The 25,743-nt window shown below is 42.4% G+C and carries 26 protein-coding genes and 2 pseudogenes; 17 read left to right on the top strand and 11 right to left on the bottom strand.

Annotated elements, in window-relative coordinates; genetic code table 11:
* Positions 1-49 precede the first annotated feature (49 nt).
* The 4 genes from purF to D1367_RS23005 all read right to left on the bottom strand — a co-directional run bounded on the left by purF (position 50) and on the right by D1367_RS23005 (position 5,300).
* Entirely contained in the window at positions 50-1,549 is a 1,500-nt protein-coding gene (gene purF / locus D1367_RS22990; RefSeq protein ID WP_118168472.1) for an amidophosphoribosyltransferase, read from the bottom strand.
* Between the two features lie 205 nt (positions 1,550-1,754).
* Positions 1,755-4,175, bottom strand: coding sequence for a phosphoribosylformylglycinamidine synthase subunit PurL (gene purL, locus D1367_RS22995; protein WP_118168474.1), 2,421 nt, complete (start codon positions 4,173-4,175; stop codon positions 1,755-1,757).
* A gap of 43 nt (positions 4,176-4,218) precedes the next feature.
* Positions 4,219-4,560: a type II toxin-antitoxin system death-on-curing family toxin gene (locus D1367_RS23000; protein WP_118168476.1), complete on the bottom strand. Its 342-nt coding sequence runs from the start codon at positions 4,558-4,560 to the stop codon at positions 4,219-4,221.
* Positions 4,561-4,985: 425 nt separating this feature from the next.
* Positions 4,986-5,300 (bottom strand): hypothetical protein, encoded by a 315-nt coding sequence (locus tag D1367_RS23005; protein WP_118168478.1) that lies wholly within the window; start codon positions 5,298-5,300, stop codon positions 4,986-4,988.
* A 224-nt stretch (positions 5,301-5,524) separates the two neighbouring features.
* On the opposite strand from D1367_RS23005, the gene D1367_RS23010 reads away from it, so the two are divergent.
* On the top strand, positions 5,525-5,809 hold the full coding sequence (locus D1367_RS23010) for a hypothetical protein (protein ID WP_118168481.1): 285 nt from the start codon (positions 5,525-5,527) through the stop codon (positions 5,807-5,809).
* A gap of 555 nt (positions 5,810-6,364) precedes the next feature.
* Here the strand turns inward: D1367_RS23010 and D1367_RS23015 are convergent.
* Positions 6,365-6,850: an allophycocyanin subunit alpha-B gene (locus tag D1367_RS23015; RefSeq protein WP_118168483.1), complete on the bottom strand. Its 486-nt coding sequence runs from the start codon at positions 6,848-6,850 to the stop codon at positions 6,365-6,367.
* A 118-nt stretch (positions 6,851-6,968) separates the two neighbouring features.
* Between D1367_RS23015 and D1367_RS31160 the strand changes: the two genes are divergently transcribed.
* The 3 genes from D1367_RS31160 to D1367_RS23025 all read left to right on the top strand — a co-directional run bounded on the left by D1367_RS31160 (position 6,969) and on the right by D1367_RS23025 (position 9,365).
* The gene (locus D1367_RS31160; RefSeq protein WP_181984931.1) at positions 6,969-7,103 is read left to right on the top strand and encodes a histidine kinase; all 135 of its coding nucleotides are present in this window, start codon (positions 6,969-6,971) and stop codon (positions 7,101-7,103) included.
* Positions 7,104-7,120: 17 nt separating this feature from the next.
* Positions 7,121-8,527 carry a 23S rRNA (uracil(1939)-C(5))-methyltransferase RlmD gene (gene rlmD, locus D1367_RS23020; protein WP_118168485.1) on the top strand — a complete coding sequence of 469 codons (1,407 nt, stop codon included), beginning with the start codon at positions 7,121-7,123 and terminating at the stop codon, positions 8,525-8,527.
* A gap of 388 nt (positions 8,528-8,915) precedes the next feature.
* Entirely contained in the window at positions 8,916-9,365 is a 450-nt protein-coding gene (locus D1367_RS23025) for an ATP-binding protein (protein ID WP_118168487.1), read from the top strand.
* A 169-nt stretch (positions 9,366-9,534) separates the two neighbouring features.
* Here D1367_RS23025 and D1367_RS23030 read toward each other — a convergent pair whose 3' ends face one another.
* Entirely contained in the window at positions 9,535-9,813 is a 279-nt protein-coding gene (locus D1367_RS23030) for a DUF6439 family protein (protein WP_094328229.1), read from the bottom strand.
* A 44-nt stretch (positions 9,814-9,857) separates the two neighbouring features.
* Here D1367_RS23030 and D1367_RS23035 point away from each other — a divergent pair, with 44 nt between their 5' ends.
* Positions 9,858-10,220, top strand: a complete 363-nt coding sequence (locus tag D1367_RS23035; RefSeq protein WP_118168489.1) for a sll0565 family protein — start codon at positions 9,858-9,860, stop codon at positions 10,218-10,220.
* A gap of 95 nt (positions 10,221-10,315) precedes the next feature.
* The gene (gene asnS / locus D1367_RS23040) at positions 10,316-11,707 is read left to right on the top strand and encodes an asparagine--tRNA ligase (RefSeq protein ID WP_118168491.1); all 1,392 of its coding nucleotides are present in this window, start codon (positions 10,316-10,318) and stop codon (positions 11,705-11,707) included.
* Between the two features lie 126 nt (positions 11,708-11,833).
* On the opposite strand, the pseudogene D1367_RS23045 reads toward asnS, so the two are convergent.
* Positions 11,834-12,019: pseudogene (locus D1367_RS23045) on the bottom strand (Rpn family recombination-promoting nuclease/putative transposase); the annotation flags it as partial.
* Positions 12,020-12,086: 67 nt separating this feature from the next.
* Here D1367_RS23045 and D1367_RS23050 point away from each other — a divergent pair.
* Positions 12,087-13,010: a transposase family protein gene (locus tag D1367_RS23050; RefSeq protein ID WP_118168495.1), complete on the top strand. Its 924-nt coding sequence runs from the start codon at positions 12,087-12,089 to the stop codon at positions 13,008-13,010.
* A 140-nt stretch (positions 13,011-13,150) separates the two neighbouring features.
* Here D1367_RS23050 and D1367_RS23055 read toward each other — a convergent pair.
* Positions 13,151-13,766: pseudogene (locus D1367_RS23055) on the bottom strand (Rpn family recombination-promoting nuclease/putative transposase); the annotation flags it as partial.
* Positions 13,767-14,073: 307 nt separating this feature from the next.
* On the opposite strand from D1367_RS23055, the gene D1367_RS23060 reads away from it, so the two are divergent.
* Positions 14,074-14,382, top strand: a complete 309-nt coding sequence (locus D1367_RS23060) for an NIL domain-containing protein (protein ID WP_118168497.1) — start codon at positions 14,074-14,076, stop codon at positions 14,380-14,382.
* Positions 14,383-14,459: 77 nt separating this feature from the next.
* On the opposite strand, the gene D1367_RS23065 is transcribed toward D1367_RS23060, so the two are convergent.
* Both D1367_RS23065 and D1367_RS32370 read right to left on the bottom strand, forming a co-directional pair.
* The gene (locus D1367_RS23065; RefSeq protein WP_012407592.1) at positions 14,460-15,137 is read right to left on the bottom strand and encodes a response regulator transcription factor; all 678 of its coding nucleotides are present in this window, start codon (positions 15,135-15,137) and stop codon (positions 14,460-14,462) included.
* A 484-nt stretch (positions 15,138-15,621) separates the two neighbouring features.
* Positions 15,622-15,927 (bottom strand): hypothetical protein, encoded by a 306-nt coding sequence (locus D1367_RS32370; protein WP_228674767.1) that lies wholly within the window; start codon positions 15,925-15,927, stop codon positions 15,622-15,624.
* 342 nt (positions 15,928-16,269) lie between these two features.
* Between D1367_RS32370 and groES the strand changes: the two genes are divergently transcribed.
* The 7 genes from groES to ureC all read left to right on the top strand — a co-directional run bounded on the left by groES (position 16,270) and on the right by ureC (position 22,407).
* Complete coding sequence (groES, locus tag D1367_RS23075) at positions 16,270-16,581, top strand: co-chaperone GroES (RefSeq protein WP_100898362.1); 312 nt, start codon at positions 16,270-16,272, stop codon at positions 16,579-16,581.
* A gap of 103 nt (positions 16,582-16,684) precedes the next feature.
* On the top strand, positions 16,685-18,322 hold the full coding sequence (gene groL, locus D1367_RS23080) for a chaperonin GroEL (protein WP_118168499.1): 1,638 nt from the start codon (positions 16,685-16,687) through the stop codon (positions 18,320-18,322).
* A gap of 130 nt (positions 18,323-18,452) precedes the next feature.
* A complete protein-coding gene (locus D1367_RS32375; protein WP_228674766.1) occupies positions 18,453-19,100 on the top strand; it encodes a hypothetical protein in 648 nt (215 codons plus the stop codon).
* A 16-nt stretch (positions 19,101-19,116) separates the two neighbouring features.
* Positions 19,117-19,956, top strand: coding sequence for an urease accessory protein UreD (locus tag D1367_RS23090; RefSeq protein ID WP_118168501.1), 840 nt, complete (start codon positions 19,117-19,119; stop codon positions 19,954-19,956).
* A gap of 42 nt (positions 19,957-19,998) precedes the next feature.
* Positions 19,999-20,301: an urease subunit gamma gene (gene ureA, locus D1367_RS23095; RefSeq protein ID WP_114081110.1), complete on the top strand. Its 303-nt coding sequence runs from the start codon at positions 19,999-20,001 to the stop codon at positions 20,299-20,301.
* A gap of 21 nt (positions 20,302-20,322) precedes the next feature.
* Positions 20,323-20,628, top strand: coding sequence for an urease subunit beta (locus tag D1367_RS23100; RefSeq protein ID WP_181984932.1), 306 nt, complete (start codon positions 20,323-20,325; stop codon positions 20,626-20,628).
* 63 nt (positions 20,629-20,691) lie between these two features.
* Positions 20,692-22,407, top strand: a complete 1,716-nt coding sequence (ureC, locus tag D1367_RS23105) for an urease subunit alpha (RefSeq protein ID WP_118168505.1) — start codon at positions 20,692-20,694, stop codon at positions 22,405-22,407.
* Between the two features lie 291 nt (positions 22,408-22,698).
* On the opposite strand, the gene D1367_RS31165 is transcribed toward ureC, so the two are convergent.
* On the bottom strand, positions 22,699-22,857 hold the full coding sequence (locus tag D1367_RS31165; RefSeq protein ID WP_181984933.1) for a hypothetical protein: 159 nt from the start codon (positions 22,855-22,857) through the stop codon (positions 22,699-22,701).
* Positions 22,858-22,992: 135 nt separating this feature from the next.
* Between D1367_RS31165 and D1367_RS23110 the strand changes: the two genes are divergently transcribed.
* Both D1367_RS23110 and D1367_RS23115 read left to right on the top strand, forming a co-directional pair.
* Positions 22,993-24,138: an ATP-binding response regulator gene (locus D1367_RS23110; RefSeq protein WP_118168507.1), complete on the top strand. Its 1,146-nt coding sequence runs from the start codon at positions 22,993-22,995 to the stop codon at positions 24,136-24,138.
* A gap of 184 nt (positions 24,139-24,322) precedes the next feature.
* On the top strand, positions 24,323-25,705 hold the full coding sequence (locus tag D1367_RS23115) for an aldehyde dehydrogenase (protein WP_118168509.1): 1,383 nt from the start codon (positions 24,323-24,325) through the stop codon (positions 25,703-25,705).
* Positions 25,706-25,743 lie beyond the last annotated feature (38 nt).

Here is a 25,743-nt window from a genome sequence, read left to right on the forward strand (position 1 = left end):
CTCACCCCTTGCTCTTCCTACTCCCTCATCTCCCTAATGCTAGTAGGCTCTACACCACTACCTTTTCTAAACTCAACTTAGAACGCTTCACTTGCTCAGGAATCGCTACGGGATAATCTCCAGTAAAACAGGCAGAGCAGAAACTATTGGTGTCTTCTCGTGTCGCTTCTAGCATTCCTTCCCAACTGAGATAGGCGAGGCTGTCTACTTCCAGTTGCTTGGCAATTTCCGCTACTGACTTGGTAGCAGCAATCAGCTGATCCTGAGAATCGGTATCGATGCCATAGAAGCAAGGATGAGTTACTGGCGGAGAAGAAATTCGCATGTGTACTTCCACTGCACCCGCTTCACGCAAGGTTTTAACCAATTTACGGCTAGTAGTACCCCGCACAATCGAGTCATCAACAATAATTACTCGTTTACCCGCCAGCACATCTTTAAGCGGGTTAAGTTTCATGCGGATACCCGACTCGCGCATGGTTTGGGTTGGCTGAATAAAGGTTCGTCCAACATAGCGATTTTTAATCAGTCCTTCGGCGTAAGCTACACCAGAAGCTTGAGAAAATCCGATCGCAGCTGGGATACCTGAATCAGGAACACCAAAGACAATATCGGCATCTACAAAGGATTCTTTAGCTAGTTGATGTCCTAAGCGCATCCGATAGCTGTACAAACTCTCGTTGTGCATGACGCTATCAGGACGAGCAAAGTAAATCATCTCAAAGATACACAATTTCCTCTGGGGCTTTTGGCTCCAATGATAGGAAGCTAAACCGGATTCAGTAATCCAAACTAATTCACCTGGTTCTACGTCTCGCAGGTATTCGGCTCCAATGATGTCTAAACCACAAGTCTCGGAAGCCAAAACGTAACGAACTGGATTACCAGCCAAAGTGCCAATTACTAGAGGGCGAATGCCATTGGTATCACGGACACCCATAACGCCGTTAGGAGTGCCAATAACTAAACTAAAGGCTCCTTGGCAACGATGGAATGCTTGAATGGAACCTTCTAGCCAATCTGCACCAGCGTTGATTGCTTCTGCGATCGCAAAAGCGATCATTTCTGAGTCTGTTGTCGTGATTAAGTTGCATTTTTTCTCAAGCAATTCTTGACGCAATTGCACGGTATTGACTAAATTGCCATTATGTGCTAGGGCTAATGAACCTAAACGAGTTTCCAGTACTGCGGGTTGGGCATTAACTTTGCGGCTAGAACCTGTGGTGGAATAACGAGTGTGACCAACAGCAAGGCTACCAGGCAACTGATCCAAAATGGATTCATTAAAAACTTGAGACACCAAGCCCATATCTTTGTGGAGGTGGACTTGTGTACCCTCAAAGGTGGCAATACCGGCTGATTCTTGACCCCGATGCTGGAGGGCATACAATCCAAAGTAGGTCAGTTTAGCAACGTTTTCTCCTGGTGCGTAGATGCCAAAAACACCACAAGCTTCTTCTGGCTTGTCAGGCTGATTTTCATGACTATTGATTGGGTTGTTGGTCTGGTCGGGGTATTCATCCGAAGTGACAGAATGAATGGAAATCATGGTAGCTTTGCTCCTGGTGGGGGGGTCAAGTCACTGGGATTATGTGTATAGATAGTTGTAGCTTTCTTAATAAATCTTTAACCATCTATTAAAACAGTACCGTAATAATGCTCAGGGATGCTAATAAAAAAGTGAAGAGTTAGAAGTTAGGAGTTAGGAGTTATGCTGTTTATTCCTAACTCCTCACTTTCAACTCCTAACTTCTTTAACTGGGGGTAGTGGTGTGGATGGCAAGACGTCTGGCGATCGCGTGGGAATAGCGATCGCTCATATCTTCGATCGTAACTTTGATTAAGGCTTGGTTATCAGTAGTGAAAACCCCCAAGCCCGTCTCATAATTACGAACCGTGCCCAGTTTTTGCCACTCTTGACCCAGATGTTCCTGTAAATATGATTCCCAAATTTCTTGTTGTTCTGATGCTACAGAAACTAAAATTCTGGCACCACCTTCAGCAAACAACACCTCATCTAGACGGTTTAACTGCGTTGGTGGTATTTCTAAATTGATTTCGGCACCAAGATTGCCAGAAATGCAACATTCTGCTATTGCGATCGCTAATCCCCCTTCGGCAGAATCATGGGCTGAACGTACCCAACCATTACGAATTCCTTCACGACAAACTTTCTGGACGCGGCGTTCTAAGTCAAAATCTACCCGTGGTGGTTTTCCGGCAACAGTACCGTGGATAGTAGCTAAATATTCAGATGCTCCTAAACTGATTTTGGATGCCAGAGTCAATCCGAGAAGATAAATTACATCGCCGGATGCTTGCCAACCTTGACCACAAATTTTGGTGATATCGGGAATCAAGCCCACCATACCCACTACTGGGGTGGGATAAATTGGTTGTGGGATGCCTTGAGAATCAAGAGTTTCATTGTACAAAGAGACATTTCCACCTGTGACGGGTGTTGCCAATTCTCGACAACCTTCTGCTAAACCGCGACAAGCTTCTGCCAATTGCCAATAACCAATCGGTTTTTCTGGAGAGCCAAAATTTAGGTTATCCGTCACTGCCAGAGGTTCTGCACCCACACAACTAAGATTGCGTGCAGCTTCTGCCACCACTGCCTTAGCTCCCTCGTAAGGGTCAAGATAAACATAACGAGGATTGCAATCTACCGTTGCTGCCACTCCTGATTTTAGATTTTGGACTTCGGCTTCGCTCAGTCGAACGATTTGGGATTTTAGACTTCGGCTACGCTCAGTCGAACGATTGGGGATTTGTTCTAGGGGGCGCAAACGGATAACAGCCGCATCTGCACCACCTGGGAGTATTACTGTATTATTTTGTACTTGATGGTCATACTGACGATATACCCAGTTTTTAGATGCGATCGTGGGTGTATCGAGCAAAGTTAATAAAATATCATTCCAACTTTGCACCCCTTCTTGGAGTTCTATTCCAGCAGTTGTGCAAGCAGGTAAAGAATCAGGTGTCCATTCCCAAGCTTGACGTGCATATTCTGGCGGTTCTGTCAATAATTCCCGGTTATATAGTGGGGTATTCTCCGCCAAAGCCTCGGCGGGAATTTCTGCTGCGACTTCACCCTCAAAGAGAATCCGCACAGTGGGTTCAGCGATGACAGTACCAGCGACAACCGCTTGAAGTCCCCAACGGTGGAAAATGTCGATTAATTCCTGCTCACGCCCCTTGTGGGCAACGAACAGCATTCGTTCTTGAGATTCCGAAAGCAGATATTCATAAGGAACCATCCCTCTTTCTCTTGCGGGAATTTTATCTAAATCTAGTTCAATTCCCACACCGCCTTTTGCTGCCATCTCTGAAGTAGAACAGGTGATACCGGCTGCTCCCATATCCTGGGCGGCGACAACTGCACCTGTCTTAAACGCTTCCAGACAAGCTTCAATTAACGACTTTTCCAGAAATGGATCGCCCACTTGCACAGCTGGGCGATCGTCTATTGACTGATCGCTCAATTCAGCACTGGCAAAACTTGCGCCTCCCATGCCATCGCGCCCAGTGGTGGAACCAACATAAAGCACGGGGTTGCCTAAGCCAGATGCTCCAGATTTGACGATTTCTGGCGTTTCCATTAATCCTAGTGCCATAACGTTCACCAGGGGATTACCAGAATAAGCCGGGTCAAAGTAAACTTCGCCGCCAATGGTGGGCACTCCCACACAATTACCATAATGTGAAATTCCCGCCACTACGCCTTGGAAGAGCCTTTGAGTTTTGGCATCTTCTAAGGAACCAAAGCGCAGTGAATTTAATAGAGCAATGGGACGCGCACCCATTGTAAAAATATCTCTGAGAATACCGCCTACTCCCGTTGCTGCACCTTGAAATGGTTCTACAGCTGATGGGTGGTTGTGGGATTCAATCTTAAAAGCTAGTTGGAATCCGTCACCCAAATCTACAACACCAGCATTTTCACCAGGCCCCACAAGGATGCGAGGCCCCTCAGTGGGAAATTGTTTGAGTAGAGGTCGAGAATTTTTGTAACAGCAATGCTCTGACCACATGACGCCAAACATTCCCAGTTCAGCTTTGTTGGGATGACGCCCTAGCCGACGGACAATTTCTGCGTATTCTTCTGGTTTAAGACCTTCTGCGGCGATTTCTTCAACAGAAAAGGCTGGTTTTGAAGTTGCAGTCATGGAAGTAATGCACTCTGGGGGGACAGAGCATTATTCTATCGATTTACTTGCCTTGTAGATGCAGTTCCAAAAATGCAGATAATTCTTCTTTGGATATTTCTTTCTGGACTACTTGAATCACCAAGTTATAAGCTTGCTCTTGGGATAAGTTCAAACTGTAGCCGTTTAAGGTTATGAAGGTATCCATAACCGCAAATGCAGTGCGCTTGTTGCCATCAATAAACGGATGGTTCATCGCTAAATGGTACAGGTATGCTGCTGCTTGCTCGTGAATTGTAGGATGGAGAAGTTCGCCGCTAAAAGTAGCTTGAGGTTGTGCCAATGCTGAATCTAGCAAACCTTCGTCTCTGAGAGGATGTTTGAAAAGTCCTCTTGTCGGTATCAAAAATTTTAGATCCCCCTAAATCCCCCGATAAATTGGGAGACTTTGATTCCGGTTTCCCCTTTTTAAAGCTACGGTGTACACACAAGTCCTAAAAACCTAGCTTGATAAGACTTTCCTCGTTCCCAGTCTCCGACTGGGAATGCATTCATTGAGTCTCTGACTCAATGCCAGATTGGAGGCAGAGCCTCCACGAGGAGCATTCCCATGCAGAGCATGGGAACGAGATAAACGAGAGAACAATGGAAAATTGATCTTTTTTCGACTTGTGTGTACACCGTAGCCTTTCTAAAAGGGGTTAGGAGGGATCAAAAGTGCCTAACAATCACAGCGAAATACTTTTCAAACAACCTCTGACGCCAGATGTTCCACCAAAGCTGTTTATCTCATCTTGGTGAATGTCTAGTACTTGAGAAATAGAAAGAAATCTAGGAGTCTGCAAGGCGACGGTAAACCTCCTGCCATTTCTGTTTAGAAGCTAAATAAGCCTGCCATACCTCTTCATCTGAGGCAATCTGATTTGAGGCAGTATTTTCTAACTTGTCTTCATTTTGTTCAATCTCGCGGAAAGATTGGGCGAAATCAGGAATATTTAATAATACTTTTTCAGTAACTTCCTTTTCTTCTGTTTCTTGCAAATAAGCCAGAAACGCAACTGCTAATCGCAACTTTTCAATAGAAAGTTGACGCAAACGGCTTTCGGCTTCTGATAAATAAGTGCTGTGCTTTTGTTCTGTTGCCATCGTTACCCCAAGCTAGGTACGTTGCCAGTTGTGAATCAGTTTTGTCCCTAACTCAAGCTTATCGCGCTATTGTGATTTACTCAATCAAGGCAACTGCAAAAACACTTAATTTTATAGCCAATTAAGCTGAAGGGTGATAATTTGAGTAATTTTACTATTATGACAAATAAAGGCTTGTTTGTAAAATTAACATTAACTAAATTCAACATTATTGAAGTAGGAAAATGAATTTTCCTATAATCTTTATTCAGGCTTGTCACAGTCCTAATCCATTGGAATGGACTACTGTTATTGCTATAGTTGGCGCAATCTTAGCTGGTTCGGATATAGCTGCTACTGGGATTGTTTCTATTTCAAGTACAGTAATAACAATGCTTATAGCAGGAGCTAGTATGGAGACAATATCAGCAGCAGTGGGAGCAATGCTTAATACAATTGGTGCAACCACCGCATCATTGGAATTAGTAGCTGTGTTGGTGAATAGCATTAAAAGTATTTTGGGATGCTAATTAATTTATGTTGCAAAGCCCGATGCCTACGATCGCAAGCTACGCACTTCTACTTTTGTGTAAATTTAAGCGCTATATTTAAAGATAACTTAACTAAGTAATATTACTTAAACTTTTGACACCAGAATTTGCTTATATATACTGATACTCAGAGATTATTCGAGGATATGCAGTTTAGTTGTAATAATCATGTGACGAGAATCACACATATCTATGATTAGGATCGTCTCTTTGCGATCGCTAACTAGGCATAATTAATGACAACTGAACTCTAGCCGAGTCATTAATAGGGAACACACTTAATAGCCGACAGCCTTAATCAAGGACTGTCGGTTTTTTATGTCCGTATATCCTTCATCCTTTGAGACATGCCCCATAACTATACTTAAATAAATTTCCCCACAACTGGTTAGTAACTTGACAGAGATTTAGCCATAGCCACTACCAAATGTGGGGAAGGTATGATCAAATTGGGTATCTTATGCCTATCGAGCGCTTATTGCACTCACTTTAGTAGAGCGGAAGTATACTCCTAGAACCAGCACACACTTTGTATTAAGACATCGCTTGAATGATGTAATCAAAGTAGGGTGCTGCTTCGGCAGCGTCTTCTGCACTCAGTAAGCCAAGGGAGGCTGTTTTGAGGGAATTGATCGCTTCTACCATTCCAGGCACGGGAACGCCCAATGAGTTGTACATTTCCCGCACACCAATCAAACCAATTTTTTCAATTGGCTCTTTGTCGCCAGCAAGCACACCATAAGTAATTAGACGCAAGTACCAGCCAAAATCGCGGATACATAGAGAGCGTTGGCGTTCGCCGTAAGCATTACCTCCGGGGGAGATAAAGTCAGGACGCTTCTGCCAAAGTTGTTTGGTTGCTTCTTGAACTATCTTTTTTTCGTTTTCGGCTAAGGTAGCCGCAATCCGCGTCCGTTGTACGCCGGTTTCCAAAAAGTCTTTGATGTTTTTAAGTTCGCCACTGCTGGGATAACGCAGTTCGTCGTCGGCTTTGAGAATAACTTGGCTAATTACAGTCATGATTATTGAAATCACCTGAAATATTATCTGTTAGTTTAGCGAGTTGGAGGTACACAAGTGAAGAGATAGGAGCTACTTATGTATTGAATTTATCTTTTTAGGGAGTAGGGAGTGGGGAGTGGGGAGTGGGGGAGATGAGGGAGATGAGGGAGATGAGGAACAAGAATTAATAACCAATGCCCAATACTTCGACTTCGCTCAGTACAAGTGCCCAATGCCCCATGCCCAATACCCAATGCCCAATGCCCAATAACAAATGACTAATGACTAATGACTAAAATAATTTGGCAACAGGGTGAATTGATTGAAGTAACGATCGCTAACTTGAGTGATACAGGTGATGGTGTGGGACGCGCTGATGAGCGTGTAGTGTTTGTCCCAGATACTGTACCAGGCGATCGCGCCATTGTCCGTTTGGTACATGTTAAACCAAAATACGCCCACGGGAAGTTCCAGGAGCTATTGGAGCCATCTCCCCACCGGATCAGACCCAGTTGTATTGTGGCGGATAAATGCGGTGGTTGCCAGTGGCAGCATGTTAATTATGATTACCAGCTAATAGCCAAGCAAAATCAAGTTATCCAAGCTTTAGAACGCATTGGCGGTTTTATTCAACCACCGGTAGATCCGGTACTCGCCGCCCCTTCTGCTTTGGGCTACCGTAATAAATCTACATATCCTTTAGGAATATCCGCAACGGGGCAGGTACAAGCTGGTTATTACCAAAAAGGTAGTCACCAATTAATTAATTTAAATCAATGTCCAGTCCAAGATTCACGATTAAATCCCTTACTTGCCGAAGTTAAGCAAGATATTCAGCAACGGGGTTGGCGAATCTATGACGAACAGCGCCACCTTGGACAAATTCGCCATCTTGGTTTACGCATTGGCCGACACACTGGAGAAATGTTGCTGACTTTGGTGGTGAAAGACTGGAATTTATCAGGAATTGAAACTCAAGCGCAGGAATGGTTAAAGCGTTATCCGCAGTTAGTGGGAGTATCACTTAACCGCAATAGCGATCGCACAAATGCTATCTTTGGATCAGAAACCCGTTGCATCGCTGGAGTCCCCCACCTGCGTGAAAATTTTGCTGGACTGGAATTTCAAGTGCGCCCAGATACATTTTTCCAAGTGTATACAGAAACAGCAGAAGCACTATTGCAGGTAATTCAATCAGAACTCAATCTTCAAGGGCATGAGTTGCTAGTTGATGCCTATTGTGGTATTGGAACTTTAACTTTACCCCTCGCTAAAAAAGTACGGATGGCTACAGGATTAGAAGTGCAACCAGCAGCAGTAGAACAAGCTATTTTGAATGCCCACCGCAACGGAATTGATAATGTGACTTTCCTTGTCGGGGCAGTAGAGAAATTGCTTCCAAAAATGGGCACAATACCAGAAGTAGTAATACTCGATCCGCCACGTAAGGGGTGCGATCGCGCTGTCATCGACACTTTACGGCAACTGAAACCATCTCGGATAGTTTACGTCAGCTGTAAAGTAGCTACCCTCGCCCGTGACCTGAAATTGCTTTGTCAAGATGGGCAATATACTATCACACGGGTACAACCTGCTGATTTTTTCCCTCAAACTGCTCATGTTGAAGCTGCGGCCTTTCTTGTGCTATCAGATTTGCACAAGGATAGTAATTCCTTTACAAAAACTGAAATTTGAAATTTTTAGTCGAGTGCATACTAAAGATGCTAAAATTGAATTAAGGCAAAAATAAAAATCCATTTTGTTTAAATAAATTCAAGTTGCATAGGTTCTTAGAAATATGAATTGGATTGTGTAAATTACGAATCGGCATTAACTAGAGTATGCCAATACTCTGTCAAATTACTAGCATCTTTTTAAGTTGCTTAATTCATTATCAAAACTATTACAGCCGTTAAATATCTAAACAATCCCAACTCATACTATAGAGCTAATGCTCCCTAGCATTTTCAAAATTTAGTTTTTAAGACGCAAGTTTGAAGGCAGCATGACCACCTCAATTTTATCAGGGTGCCTGTAATAGCAAACTGATGTCTAGCTAACTGAAAGCTATGGGGTTTCTCTTGTGATTACAATTTCACTCCGTCCAGTTGCACGTTATTGGGGCACTATTAGTTTTGCCTCAACTCTCTACCTTTGTCCAATATTAGATTTACTGTTGGCAGAAATTCCAGCAAAATTACAAGCAGAACTGCGGCTAGGGCTTCAAGAAGCCCTAGTAAATGCAGCTAAACATGGCAATAATCTTGATCCAAGTAAAACAGTCGTAGTCCGTTTTTCCTTAATAGATAATCAATATTGGTGGATAATATCAGACCAGGGTAGCGGCTTTACTCCTTCATCTAGTAATGAAGAAGAACCAACAGACTATTTACCACCAGACGAATCAGAAAATGGGCGTGGTTTATGTCTTCTGCATCAAATCTTTGATCAGGTAGAGTGGAACCGCAAAGGCACAGAATTGAGACTTTGTAAACAAATGGAAACTCGTCGGGGATTATCTCTGCGGCGGTAACTTAGTTAGGAGTTAGGAGTTAGGAGTTTGGAGTTTGGAGTTTGGAGTTTGGAGTTTGGAGTTTGGAGTTTGGAGTTAGGAGTTTGGAGTTTGGAGTTAGGAGTTAGGAGTTAGGAGTTTGGAGTTTGGAGTTTGGAGTTTAAAACTTTTAACTTCTCACTCCTAACTTTTAACTTTTTCCGTGAGTCGGACAGGGAGGGGCAGAAATGGAGCGATCTAACCAACCAATAGCTTGTTCTAATCTAGCTTGAGCTTCTTGTGGCTGATTCTTTAAAAGATACACAATCGCTGCTGCCACTTGTTCATTAGCGCGAGAATTGCGGTTAGACTTGAGGCGATGCCAATCGTTAGGGGAAATGCTTAGTCTTTCCATCAGGGCTTGAGCAAGTTCTAGAGTACTAAGTTCATTCAGTTGACTGGTTTTCGGCAGCTGGGTAGATTGGGACATAACTATTGGCACATTTGCATTTACTTCTACTGTACTACTTGTAAATGAAGCCGCCAAAACAATCACACCCGTCAGCAGAAAATCCCGAACCAGATTTTGAACAAGAACTAGAGGAATTAGAGCGATCGCTCCTATCCTTAAAAGAACGTTACGATCAAGTGCAACGCGATCGCCAACAACAGGCACAATGGCAACAGCGCCGCGATCAACTAAAGCACAATAAATCTCAAACACCAGAAATCAAAGCAGAGTTACGGCACATTCAACAACAGTTGGAAAGGCTAGAACTAAACTTAGAAAGCCAGTTATTTTCTTGGCGTAGCCTCAAAAAACCTTTTTGGCAAGTCGTCCGCTTTGGTGGAATGGGCGTTATCATAGGCTGGATATTAAAGTCTTATGCTGGATAAATCCAATTTTGGATTTTGGATTTTGGATTGGGTTAAAGAGTTAAGATTCTTTAATATATGTACTTTTTACGTTGACGAAATATAAGTTGTAAAATATGGCAAATCGACGGATTGCAGAAATATTGCGAAGTGGCCAACCTGATGAGTCCCTCCAAGTGCAAGGCTGGGTGCGGACGAAACGCGAGTCCAAAGGGTTTGCTTTTATTGAAGTCAATGACGGCTCATCACTAGCTAATTTGCAAGTCGTCATTAATCAGGATTTGCCAGATTACGAAGCTATATTGAAAAAATTGAATACAGGTGCTGCTGTTGAGGCTACAGGGGTACTGGTGGCTTCCCTTGGTAAAGGACAGCGAATTGAGTTGAAAGCCGAGACAGTGAAAGTTTACGGAGAAGCTGATCCCGATACATATCCCCTGCAAAAGAAACGCCATTCCTTTGAGTTTCTGCGAACCATTGGACATTTGCGATCGCGTACTAATTCATTTGGTGCAGTTTTCCGCGTCAGAAATGCTTGTTCGACAGCAATTCACCAATTTTTCCACGAAAGAGGCTTTTTGTGGGTACATACACCCATCATCACTGCTAGCGATTGCGAAGGCGCGGGTGAACTGTTTAGCGTTACCAGTTTGGATTTAAAGAATATTCCCCGCACAGAAAATCAAGCAGTAGATTACAGCCAAGACTTTTTTGCCAAACCCACATATTTAACAGTTAGCGGCCAGTTGGAAGCGGAAGTTATGGCGATGGCGTTTAGTAACGTCTACACCTTTGGCCCTACCTTCCGTGCAGAAAATTCCAACACGTCCCGCCACTTAGCAGAATTTTGGATGGTTGAGCCAGAAATGGCATTTTGTGACTTAGAAGGCGATATGGATTTAGCTGAAGCGTTTCTCAAACACATTTTTAAATATGTGTTGGAAACTTGCCCAGAAGATATGGAATTTTTCAATGAACGCATTGATAAATCTGTGTTAGCGACAGCCGAAAATATTATTAATAATCAGTTTGAACGCTTAACTTATACAGAAGCCATCAAACTTTTAGAAAAAGCTGATGTTAAATTTGAATATCCAGTGAGTTGGGGTTTAGATTTACAATCAGAACACGAACGGTATCTAGCTGAACAACAGTTTAAAAAGCCAGTAATTGTTACAGATTACCCAGCGCAAATCAAAGCATTTTATATGCGCTTGAATGACGATGAAAAAACCGTCCGCGCAATGGATATTCTCGCACCTAAAATTGGAGAAATTGTCGGCGGTTCCCAGCGCGAAGAACGCCTAGAAGTTCTAGAACGCCGCGTGTTAGCGCAAGGATTAAACCCAGAAGACTTGTGGTGGTATCTTGATTTGCGTCGTTATGGTACTGTTCCACATGCAGGTTTCGGGCTAGGTTTTGAACGACTCGTGCAATTTATAACTGGTATGGGAAATATTCGTGATGTGATTCCCTTCCCGCGTACACCACAAAGTGCTGAGTTTTAGTTTAAGATTTAGACCTGTTATCGCGTTTGCACCAACCAATTCTGTCTGCGTGGACTAATACTTTGAAACCCGCGATCGCGGGTTTTGCTTGTATAGGCACGTATTTTCTAAAGCGATTAATTAAAATTAAGAATTTTGAATCTCCTCTTGTAAAACTTGAATTTGCTCAATAGATAATTCAGTAACTTGAGAAATTTGTTCTAAACTCATGCCAATTCGCAACAAATTTAAAGCCAACTTTCTTGTTGTTTCTGCTTTTCCTTCTGCTTTGCCTTTGGCTTCGCCTTCTTCTAGGATTTCTTGATAAATGACTAGACATCTCCAAAATAGTATCATTCTGTGATAAAAGAATATTAGAGAAGTTTTTTGACACATAAACATGAGTGATATACTGAAGCATATTGAAGAAAATCCTAAAGAAACACGGAGGTTAATTGGTCTGGAGTATGAACAGTTACAACAATTAATCGAAAATGCCGAGCAATTAAATTATGAAAAACAAGCTTTACGAGAATCAAAAAAAATTAGAATTATTGCTGGTGGTGGAGGTAGAAAACCAAAACTATCTGTTAAGGAACAAATAATTTTAACCTTGGTGTATCTCAGACAAATGACGACATTTCAACTTCTTGGTATCCAGTTTGGAGTGAGTGAATCGACAGCGAATGACACATTTAATTATTGGTTGCCAATACTGAGAGAATTGCTTCCATGCAGTTTACTTGAACAAGTGAAAAAAAACGAGTCTGACTTGATCGTAGTTCAAGAAATACTTACAGAGTATGAATTAATTGTAGACAGCTATGAACAAGTCAGGGAAAGACCTGGAGATAACGAGGAACAAGAAAAATATTTTTCAGGAAAAAAGAGTAATCACACATTTAAAAGCCAAATAATCATCATGCCAGATGGTAGAGACATCGTTGATGTTGTGGCAGGAGAACCAGGTACTAAAAGCGATATAACAATGTTTAGAGAAAATCGTGATAATTTTGACCCAAAACAAAGTTTTAAGGGAGATTTAGGTTATTTAGGAGAAGATTTAATTGATACTCCCATTAAGAAACCAAGAAATAAAGAGTTAACATCTGACCAGAAAAAATCAAACAAGGCATTCTCCTCTAAACGAATATTTGTCGAACATCGAATCCGTTCGGTAAAAATATTTCGAGTTGTTCAAGACAGATTTAGGTTAAATCCAAAAAAGTATGAACAAGTTATTTTGACAATTTGTGGATTAGTCAGATTACGAATTAGAGCGCTAATATTACCATTAGAAATATCCGCTATGTCATTAGGTTAAAATTAACGCACATAACTAGATGTTTTTGCCTGATTATCAACAGGAAATATCTCAAAGCCTTATTCTATCGTACAAACTAGCTAATTTAGGATGATTGCATTTACGGACTATAGCCTAGCCATATAAAGGCTTTGAACGTTTTCGGAGATGTCTACTGATTCGCGCATAATCTCACTCCTTAAAATCTTCCTAATTACATCTTTCTTTAACACCAGACCTGCTAAAATGCCACTAGCAGCAGCTATATTTCTTTGTAGCTGGCGATCGCTAATTGCTTCAACTGCTTTGGCTACTTCAGTTAATACCATTGTAGGATCGTTTGTCTGAACTTAGCACGGCAAAGGGTAATAGACCTGGAATGCTCATAAACCTGTCTGTAGGTTGTTCCCACAGGCGTATTACCTCAAACTGATGGTAAGTGTTGTTTAATCTAAAACTGTTTTCATTGACTAATTGTGAACTTGTCTTTCTCAAATAGATTACTATTTGGCGCATTTCTTTATTAGGAAAGCGGCGATAAACCCTAACCCGATAATCTAGCATCCGAAAGGGGATATCTTCATCAGCGTCGGTTTGAAATTCGGTATGTAGAACTAAATCATCAGATTGCAATAAAATTAATGAATCGGCGCGAATTGGTTCGCTTGATAATTCAGTAGGGCTAAGTTCTGTTAATTTAATCGGTGAACCTAGTAACCAAGTTGCCAAGTCATCTTTGAAGTTTTCGGCAATGAATTTACAGATATTGTCATACATGGCAGCCTTAAAGAAAGAGTATCAGGTATTAATGTAGCAGTTCTTTAATTTCATACACAATAAATTAGGGTTACAACAATTGTTGTAACCCTACAGATTGGCTAGATTTGATTTGCTCGAAAACCGCCATAACAATTAAGCTCATAACTACCAAATTATGAGCAATTCTTCACATCTACTACATACTAGATTAATGGTTTGCCAAGGCAAATACTTTCTTGCTTGCCTGGGTGGGATAAGTAACGCTAGTGTTAAAACAATTGTGCAAAGTAAAACCCTCATCCCAGAAGTCGAGTAGGAAGCTAGAATGGCAATTCCAAATAAACAAGTAAAATCTAATACAGATATTTTAGATAATAGACGCACCCAAAGTCGTATCCAAGTTCGCATTCCTAAAGACTTACATGAGGAACCAGTCATTTCACGACTGGTTTCTCACTATGGCATCACAGTGATTATTGCTGATGCTCAGGTAAGCGCAAACGTGCCACAATATAGCTGCTTCGATCTGGAACTGCGAGGTACTGTTTCTCAGATTGAAAGCGCCCTAACTTACCTGGATGAACTAGATTTAGAAGTTTTGCACCAATCCAGCCCTGAAGAAGATGGGTGGTAAATCTTAGTTAGGAGTTAGGAGTTAGGAGTTAAAAAATTCATAATTTATAACTCCTAACTTTTAACTCTTAACTTTGTTTAAGCCATTTGATTTTCAATCGCCCACCGCGCTAGTTCAGTGCGGTTGTGGAGATTGGTTTTGCCCAACATATTGGACACATGACTTTCAACTGTGCGCTGACTAACATTTAGTTCTTCAGCAATTTCCCGGTTAGCTAAACCCCTAGCGACAAACTGGACTACTTTCAGTTCGGTTGGGGTTAATTGCACATCGAAGGGAACCTGGATACGGGAACCGTTTTCGCCTCCTTTTGCTTGGTGTTCTTTCCAACGGATAGTTTGTTTCAGTGAGGATTCAACTTGCGCTACGAGTTCTTCTGGTTCAAAGGGTTTGACCATATAAACATCAGCACCTTTATTCAGACCCTTAACTCGGTCTGCACTTTGTCCCTTAGCTGAAAGGAAAAGAACCGGAATCCAGCTGGTGCGTTCGTTTTGCCGGACTTGTTCCACAAAAGTATATCCGTCCATTTCCGGCATCATCACGTCGCAGATAATCATGTCTGGAACATCTTGCTCTAAAATTTCCAGAGCTTCACGCCCATTTTCGGCGGTGATGACTTCGTATCCCCGGAATTCTAAGTAATCCTTCACCAGCAAGATGAGGTTAGGGTCATCATCAATCAATAGAAGTCGTTTGTGATCTTTCATGCTGGGCTCTTTCATAGCAGTGGCACTTGTTGCGCTTCGGTCCATCAAAGTCTTGAATATTTATCCTCTATGGTGGGTTATTTCGAGATGTTGTCCTTTTATCCTACTTAACTTGCCTTTGCTGTCTCGAAACCTCAAAAATGCCGAGCACTTTCAAGAGACTAGTAGCTAGATAGCAAAAGTCCAGCAAGGATACGTATAGCAGTAGTATCTATAATGCGCTATTATATATCGCATTGAAAGTGGCGGGCGAAAAAACACTGATTAAATAATAATCCTTCTGACTCACAAGTAAGTATTGGCTTAAAGATGACCCTACCTCAAAACCAACCCGCACTTTCTTAAAGCTTACTGCTGTACCATATCCTTCGGTTATTAAGCCTCTATGAGGTGTTTACAAGAAACTAGGGAAGTTTCTGGCAAAGGATGGTTGAAAAACGCATATTCTTCTACCACCTTATTGCCTATTAAGTGTTCTTGGATGATCCGCTCAATAACTTCCGGGCTTGCTTGGCGATATCAGACACCATCAGTGTAAACCACCATTATGAGTCCAGAACAACAAACACGCAAGCAGTTGGCTTTTAGTTCTATAAACGCAAATGGGATGACTCTGTTGCGGCTCATCAAATTTTAACTCTTTAAGTCGCTTTTTTAAGTATTCCCAGGATTCCAGACTAGCTCGTTTTGAGCAGCAGCTAGCAATTATCTGGTCAGCACAAATAAAAATGTGTCGCTGAATTTTTGCAAGTCCTAAAGTTTCTACACAAATACTCAAAGCTCTATGTTCTAGAGACTTAGCGGCTTCGGGGATTTGATGGCTAGACTGGATCACTGTATTTTTACTTATCGAGCGGCTCCCTGATTACAGTTTTATAACAATTTCCAAGCTTTGGAAATAGAAGGGAATGGGGAATGGGGAATGGGAATAAGAATTCTCCTAACTCCCCACTCCCTACTCCCTACTCCCTACTCCCTACTCCCCACTCCCTACTCTCTTCGTAACTTACAGAACAAAACCCGAAAGGTAGAAACAATTAGGCATTTATACTTAAGTACATCTCTGAGCCTCTAGTTCGGGAACCCGTACTAAAAGAATTCTTGCCATTGGACGCTACTTTTCGGTAGATTAGCACTCAGGAGTTGAGAGTGCTAATCTCTAAAGGAAAGAAATAATATGGCAGCTTTATCTCTAAGCGTTTCTACAGTTAAACCTTTAGGCGATCGCGTTTTCGTAAAAGTGAACGCCTCTGAGGAAAAGACCGCAGGTGGTCTGTATTTGCCCGATACCGCCAAGGAAAAGCCCCAGGTAGGGGAAGTAGTGGCTCTTGGCCCTGGCAAGCGTAATGACGACGGAAACCGTCAGGAATTGGAAATCAAAGTCGGCGATAAGGTGCTGTACTCGAAGTACGCTGGCACTGACATCAAACTCGGCACCGAAGAATATGTACTGCTTTCTGAAAAAGATATTTTAGCAGTCGTTATTTAGTGGTCATTAGTCATTGGTCATTAGTCATTAGCCAATGACAAAGGACAAATGACAAATGACGAAGAACAAAAGATAAATGACAAAGGACAACTAACAAGAAATTATGGCAAAGCGCATTATCTACAACGAAAACGCCCGTCGCGCCTTGGAACGAGGCATTGACATCCTGGCTGAGGCTGTAGCTGTTACCCTTGGCCCCAAAGGTCGTAACGTAGTCCTAGAAAAGAAATTTGGCGCACCACAAATTGTTAATGACGGTGTAACGATCGCCAAAGAAATCGAATTAGAAGACCATATTGAAAACACTGGTGTAGCTCTGATTCGTCAAGCTGCTTCTAAGACCAATGATGCTGCGGGCGATGGCACCACCACTGCTACCGTTTTAGCTCATGCGATCGTCAAAGAAGGCTTGCGGAACGTTGCAGCTGGTGCTAACGCAATTTCCCTGAAGCGCGGTATTGACAAAGCTACTGCCTTCTTGGTAGAAAAAATTGCTGAACACGCCCGTCCAGTGGAAGATTCCAAAGCTATTGCCCAAGTTGGTGCGATCTCGGCTGGTAATGACGAAGAAGTTGGTCAGATGATTGCCCAAGCAATGGACAAGGTGGGCAAGGAAGGCGTAATTTCCCTAGAAGAAGGGAAATCTATGTTCACCGAGTTGGAAATCACTGAAGGGATGCGCTTTGACAAAGGCTACATCTCTCCTTATTTTGCTACTGACCCGGAGCGGATGGAAGCGGTTTTTGATGAGCCTTTCATCCTGCTGACCGATAAAAAAATCGCTTTGGTACAAGACCTTGTACCAGTGTTAGAGCAAGTAGCTCGTGCTGGTCGTCCTTTGGTGATTATCGCCGAAGATATTGAAAAAGAAGCTTTGGCAACCTTGGTAGTAAACCGTTTGCGCGGTGTACTCAACGTGGCTGCTGTTAAGGCTCCTGGCTTTGGCGATCGCCGCAAAGCACTACTAGAAGACATCGCTGTTTTAACTGGTGGTCAACTAGTTACCGAAGATGCTGGTTTGAAGCTAGATAACACCAAGCTGGATAGCCTGGGTAAAGCTCGCCGGATCACCATCACCAAGGACAGCACTACAATTGTTGCCGAAGGTAACGAAGTTGCAGTTAAGGCTCGTGTCGAACAGATTCGTCGTCAAATCGATGAAACCGAATCTTCTTACGACAAAGAGAAATTACAAGAGCGTCTTGCTAAACTCTCTGGTGGTGTTGCTGTAGTGAAAGTTGGTGCAGCAACCGAAACCGAAATGAAAGACAAGAAGTTGCGTCTAGAAGACGCTATCAACGCCACCAAAGCTGCTGTGGAAGAAGGTATTGTTCCTGGCGGTGGTACAACTCTGGCTCACCTTGCTCCTGAATTGGAAGAGTGGGCAAAGAGCAATCTTAAGGACGAAGAGTTGATTGGTGCGTTGATCGTCGTTCGTGCCTTACCTGCACCTCTGAAGCGGATTGCTGAAAACGCCGGTCAGAATGGTGCTGTGATCGCTGAACGCGTCAAAGAGAAAGAATTCAACGTTGGCTACAACGCTGCGACAAACGAATTCGTCGATTTGTTAGCTGCTGGTATTGTTGACCCTGCGAAAGTGACTCGTTCTGCTCTGCAAAACGCTGCTTCCATCGCTGGCATGGTGTTGACAACCGAATGTATTATAGTTGACAAGCCTGAGCCTAAGGATGGCGCTCCTGCTGGCGCTGGTGCTGGCGGCGGCGGCGACTTCGATTACTAATACTTTGTAGTTACATAATTTGTAAAAATAGCTGCTTCCTTTGCGGAGGCGGCTATTTTTTTGTGTCAAGATTCAGGTGTTTCAAACAAGAAAATAACGAAGTGTAACCATTGAGTGTTTATTAAAAGCAATGATTTTTGCTACCTTAGCAAAGGGTGCAACTCAGGAATGGAAGACAGATTCCACTAATCCTGGGCATACTATTACTAATCCGGGACATAGTTACATAGAAGCATTAAAACAATTCGCAATTCGCAATACCTCGACTTCGCTCGGCACAAGTTCGCAATTCGCAATTACGTTTTGTGACGGGGATTTATACCCCGACACTTTCACGCGCTGCTTGATAGAAGCTCTTGACTTAAACCCCCAAAGTTCGTTAAATCGGCACAATCGACTTAAATCTAGAATTGCTCATTTTCCTGCTGTGGTGTGGAATAACCGCGATCAAGAAGATGCGTTAACTACAGAATATAGCCGAATAGTCCGCGAAGCATCTAATAATCATCCAGCAGAATCTCGAATGCAGTCGGTAGAGCCATTGTTAGTAACTCCCCATTTTGTTAACATCCGTGAATATAATTTTACTTATAGACAACAGTTAGATTTAACTGGACTTATTGGACGAGCAATGAGTGTTTCTTACCTTCCGCGTGAAGGCTCGGCATACGAACAGCTTATTGATAATTTTCAAGAATTATATCAGCGCTTTCGTGATGAAAGTGGTTTTGTCTATATGGTCTATCGCACTAGCGTACACCTTGGCGAAGTAATTTAAAAATAACAATTTCTAAATGACCTGCAATTCACAAACAGCAGAAGGTTGGCATGGAAAACTTAATTTAGTCTATGCCGATCGCCAGGGTAAAACCCAATTAATTTACAATCATCAACAAGCGCCCCTGAAGGTACAACGCCCATTTTACCCAGAAGGAGAAAAAGTTTGTCATAGCGTCATTTTACACACGGCTGGGGGAATGGTGGGAGGCGATCGCCTATCCTCTAACATCCACCTCCAACCCCAAGCCCAAACCTTAATCACCACGGCTGCTGCAAGCAAAATATACCGCAGCAATGGCTTACAAGCTAGACAAACCATCCAGATGCAGGTTGACGCTGCTGCTTGTTTAGAATGGCTACCGCAAGAGACAATTTTATTTAACGACGCGATTTATCGGCAAGATTTACGGGTAGAATTAGCAACCGGGGGCAGTTGGTTAGGCTGGGAAATTACCCGATTTGGTCGCAGTGCTAGAGGAGAAAAATTCTTACAGGGAGAATGGCGATCGCACACGGAAATTTGGCAGCAAGGTGTTCCTTTGTGGATTGATCGGCAATGGTTACGGGGTAGCGAAAAAACTTTTCACAGTCCTCATGGCTTGGCTGGAAAACCAATCGTAGGTAGTCTAGTTTGGGTTGGTGGTACAGTTTCAGGAGAAATTGTCGAAAAAACGCGAAATTTATGGCATGGGGAAGGAGATGCGGGTGTTAGCCGATTACAACATGGATTATTGTGCCGATATCGCGGTGCTTCTACATCTGAGGTGAGAAACTGGTTTATTAATGTTTGGCAGTTGCTGCGAGTTTCTTTTTTGAATCGTGGTAATTGTATACCAAGAGTGTGGCAGGTTTGAACGAACCGCCAAGACGCCAAGAACGCCAAGAGGAAGATAAGAATGCAACTTACGCCGCAGGAAAAAGATAAGCTATTAATTTTTACTGCTGCTTTATTAGCAGAAAGACGGAAAGGAAGGGGTTTAAAACTGAATTATCCCGAAGCGATCGCTTATATTTCTGCTGCGATTTTAGAAGGTGCTAGGGATGGGCAAACTGTAGCTGAATTAATGAGTTATGGTACAACTCTATTGACGCGAGATGATGTCATGGAAGGTATATCTGAAATGGTGCATGATGTGCAGGTAGAAGCAACTTTTCCTGATGGCACAAAGTTAGTGACAGTACATAATCCAATTCGTTAAGTTTGGAACTTTAAATTTATTATGATTCCTGGGGAAATTATCACACCAGAAGGTGAAATTGAACTAAATGTTGGTCGTCCAACTATAAAATTGCAAGTGTCAAATACAGGCGATCGCCCCATACAAGTAGGTTCTCACTATCACTTTTATGAAGTTAACACCGCCTTAAAGTTTGACAAAGAACAAGCGCGAGGAATGCGCCTGGATATCCCAGCCGGAACCGCAGTTCGCTTTGAACCAGGCGACGAAAAAGAAATAACTCTAATCCCTCTCGTTGGTACTCGCCAAGTCTACGGTTTCAACAGCAAAATTAACGGAAACCTCTAAAAACTCTCCGCGTACCTCTGCGCTTCCCTCCGCGTCCCTTTGCGTTAAAAAAAAGGATTTTATATGCCCTACAGAATGGATCGCCGCGCCTACGCCGAAACCTATGGCCCCACAATAGGCGATCGCATCCGACTTGCAGACACAGAATTATTTATTGAAGTTGAACAAGATTTCACTACCTACGGCGATGAAGTAAAATTCGGCGGCGGTAAAGTCATCCGCGATGGAATGGGACAATCCCCAATTTCTAACACCGATGGTGCTGTAGATTTAGTAATTACTAATGCCTTAATTCTCGATTGGTGGGGTATTGTCAAAGCAGATATCGGCATTAAAGATGGCAAGATTTTCAAAATTGGTAAAGCCGGAAATCCTTATATTCAAAATAATGTAGATATTATTATTGGCCCCGGAACTGAAGCCTTAGCAGGGGAAGGAATGATTCTCACTGCTGGCGGTATTGATGCCCATATTCATTTTATTTGTCCCCAACAGATTGAAGTTGCGATCGCTTCCGGGATTACCACTATGATCGGTGGCGGTACTGGCCCAGCTACAGGTACAAATGCCACTACCTGCACCCCCGGCCCTTGGAATATTTACCGAATGCTGCAAGCTGCTGATGCTTTTCCCGTCAACTTAGGATTTTTGGGCAAAGGTAACGCCAGTCAACCCCAAGGACTTGTAGAACAAGTAGCCGCCGGTGCAATGGGGTTAAAACTACATGAAGACTGGGGAACTACACCCGCAGCAATTGATACCTGCCTCAGCGTTGCCGATGAATATGATGTGCAAGTAGCGATTCATACTGATACCCTGAATGAAGCCGGATTTGTCGAAGATACGATCGCCGCTTTCAAGAATCGTACCATCCACACCTACCACACTGAAGGCGCAGGCGGTGGACACGCACCAGATATTATCAAAGTTTGCAGCCAAGCTAATGTTCTGCCATCTTCCACCAATCCCACACGTCCTTACACCCTCAACACCTTAGACGAACACCTGGATATGTTGATGGTATGCCATCACCTCGACCCAGCGATCGCCGAAGATGTCGCTTTTGCCGAATCTCGCATCCGCCGAGAAACCATTGCTGCCGAAGACATTTTGCACGACTTAGGCGCATTTAGCATGATTTCTTCTGATTCCCAGGCAATGGGAAGGGTAGGGGAAGTGATAATTCGTACCTGGCAGACATCTCATAAAATGAAGGTGCAACGGGGAACTCTTAACCCACAAGGTACTGAGCAAAAAGCAGACAATTTTCGGGCGAAAAGATATGTTGCTAAGTATACAATTAACCCTGCGATCGCTCACGGAATTGCTCAATATGTGGGTTCGGTGGAAGAGGGAAAATTGGCAGATTTGTGCTTGTGGCGATCGGCATTTTTTGGCGTGAAGCCAGAAATAGTTATTAAAGGCGGAATGATTGCATGGGCGCAAATGGGCGATGCTAACGCCAGTATTCCCACACCGCAACCCGTTTATATGCGATCGATGTTTGGTAGTTTTGCAGGGGCGCGTCATGCCACATCATTAACTTTTGTTTCCCAAGCAGCTTTAGAGAAAGAAATTCCCAGCCAGCTAGGTTTACAAAAGTCAGCAGTTGCAGTTTCTGGGACACGTCAATTGAGTAAGCGGGATATGAAGCTCAATGATGCACTACCGCACATTGAAGTAGATCCAGAAACATACCAAGTTAGGGCTAATGGTGAGTTGCTGATTTGTGAACCCGCGACAGTTTTACCAATGGCACAGAGGTACTTTTTGTTTTAATTCATGACCGAGCAACTTACTGATTACGATAGTCCTTGGAAAGAAGTCAAAATAATTCGTAATTCGTAATTATCTCACAACTAAAGTCACTTGCTTCAAAATAATGGCTCTTGAGTACTTAGTATGCTAAATTAATCTGCTAAAAAGATGAAAACATTGCTGCACAACAAAAACAGGCATTGTTTTTAACATTTTAGTCCCAAGGTGTAGGGGCACGGCAGTGCCGTGCTACGAGTGTACGTCACGCTTGCCGGGAAACGCTATATTGGCTAATTTAACAGAAATTAACACTCAGTCAGTGCAAATTGTGTAATGTGAGCGATCGCTTGTTCTGTGGTGAGGTGCGATCGCTATTCCTTCCACGGCAGAATCCCAGCAAGTTTTAGATAATCTCACCTCTGGTAAATAAGCGATCGCTACGGTACAAGCTTTAACTAATTCCCAATTCATGAAAATTTATTACTTGTTTTCTTAGGTAAACAATTTTTATTTGGATAAAGTATATCTAAAGGTAATATCTAAGAAAACTATATCAATAAACCAGCTACTCTAAAAATTTACTTTTACCCCGTACCTTGCATCTATATGACTTCACAATCTTCTCGTTCTGACAAAATTCTGGTTGTCGATGACTCTCCTGATAACGTGTTTTTGATCAAAACTATTTTGGAGGAAGAAGGTTACACCATTAGCACCGCAGAAAATGGTATTTCGGCCTTGGCAGAATTGAAAGCTTCTCCTTGTGACTTGGTTCTGCTGGATCTGATGATGCCAGATATGGATGGGTACGAAGTCACTAAGCACATTCGCGGTGATATGAAATTGCCACAATACATCCCCATACTGCTGATCACTGCCCACGATGCGCCCAATGTTGCCCACGGATTAGATTTGGGTGCTGATGATTTTATCCGCAAACCTGTAACAGTAGATGAATTGCTGGCACGAGTGCGATCGCTCCTGCGTTTGAAGCATAGTATGGATGAACGTGATGAAATCGCCCGTCAGCGAGAAGATTTTGTCTCCCGCCTCACCCACGATTTACGCACTCCCTTGGTAGCCGCCGATCGCATGTTAATGCTATTTCAACAAGGTGCATTGGGAACATTATCACCACAAATGCAGGAAGTAATCGCTATCATGGCCCGTAGCAATGTAAACCTGCTTTCTATGGTGAATACCTTATTGGAAGTTTATCGCTTTGAAGCAGGTCGCAAAACATTGGCATTTCAACCAGTTAATCTGGGCCAATTGCTAGAGGAGGTAACTGGAGAATTAGCACCTTTAGCTCAAGATAAAGCACTGTCCCTAAATTTGGACAAAACTTCGGAGTCAAACACAAACACAGTGATGGGCGATCGCTTAGAATTGCATCGTCTATTCACCAATCTTATAGGCAATGCGATCAAATTTACTGACTCTGGTTCTGTGACTATTCGTTTTACTTCTCAACGCCAGTTTGATAAAAGTAATCAATCTCAGTTATCTGAAAAATCAAATTCTGTTGACTACATTAGAATTGAAATAGCGGATACTGGCCCAGGTATTCCCACTGAAGAACAAGCCACCATATTTGAACGATTTCGCCAAGGCAGCCACAAGAGTTCTGGTAGTGGCTTAGGACTGTACCTTGCTCGTCGAATTGCCCTGGCACATCAGGGCATTATTCTGCTTAATTCCGAGTTGGGGAAAGGTAGTGTATTTATTGTGCTTCTACCCACCAAAGTATGAGAAAATTAGTAATTATAAATTATGGAATTTTTTACCAGAAAATTCATAACCTATAAGTTTACTAATCTTTTTAAAGAAGTTAAAGTAATGATTTAAATTAGAAAATAAAGCCTAAAATACGCTGACATAGCAGCGCTAAATAAAAGAAATAGGTTTTTAAATAGTGTTTTTATTGAAGAAAAAAATGACTACTACTGAATTATCTAACGTTGGCGATATTATCCAGTATCAGCGAGATTATTTTCAAACTGGGAAAACTAAAGATGTAAATTTTCGCATTGAACAACTTAAAAATCTCAAGCAAGCAATTCTTGAGTATGAACAGTCAATAGTCGAGGCATTACAAGCAGATTTACATAAACCAGAAGTGGAGACTTACCTTACAGAAATTAGCGTAGTTAAAGACATTGACTATACTATAAAACACCTTCAAAGCTGGACTAAGCCCAAAAAAGCGGCAGTTTCCTGGGAGTTTTTTTCCTACACGGCAAAAATTTATCCAGAACCGTTAGGAGTTGTCTTAATTATTGGGCCTTGGAACTATCCATTTAACTTAATTATATCACCGTTAATCGGTGCGATCGCAGCCGGAAATTGTGCAATTATCAAACCTTCAGAAATTGCTTCTCATACGTCTGATGTCATCGCTAAGATTATTGCCAAACATTTTGATCCTGCTTATATTGCAGTAGTTGAAGGAGGCGTGGAAGCAAGTCAAAAACTACTTGCAGAAAGGTTTGACCATATCTTTTTTACTGGTGGCACAGCCGTCGGCAAAATTATTATGGCAGCAGCAGCAAAATATCTCACACCAGTGACTTTAGAATTGGGTGGCAAAAGCCCTTGTATTGTAGATACTGACGTTAATCTTGAACACACTGTCAGGCGAATTACTTGGGGAAAATTTATTAATGCTGGACAAACTTGTATCGCCCCTGACTATCTTTTAGTTAATAAAAAAATCAAAAAAGATTTAATACATGGGCTGGAAAAATCTTTAAAAGAATTTTATGGTGATAATCCTGTAAACAGTTGTGACTATGCCAGAATTATTAGTCACAAACACTTTGATAGGTTGGTTAGCTTTCTCAAAGATGGGAAAGTTATCATTGGTGGAGAAACTCAATCTTCAGAGTGTTATATCGCCCCTACAGTGATTGATAATGTTTCCTTAGATGATTCTGTAATGCAGGAAGAAATTTTTGGCCCTATTCTACCCATCATTGAATATACTGACATTGCAGAAGCGATCGCCTTGATTAACTCTAAACCTAAACCCTTGGCGTTATACTTATTTTCTCAAAACAAAAACCTACAAAAGCGAGTTTTGCAAGAAACTTCTTCTGGTGGAGTCTGTATTAACGACACAGTGATACACTTTGCTGTCTCGTCTTTACCATTTGGTGGAGTAGGAGATAGCGGTATTGGCAACTATCACGGCAAAGCTAGTTTTAACACCTTTTCCCATAACAAAAGTGTATTGCAAAACTCTTTCTGGCTCGATTTAAAATGGCGATACGCTCCATATGAAGGCAAATTGCCACTCATAAAGAAACTTCTGGGTTAAAAGTAAAAGTTAGGAGTTAGGAGTTAGGAGTTAGGAGT

This window comes from Nostoc sphaeroides (assembly GCF_003443655.1).
Taxonomy (GTDB): Bacteria; Cyanobacteriota; Cyanobacteriia; order Cyanobacteriales; family Nostocaceae; genus Nostoc; species Nostoc sphaeroides.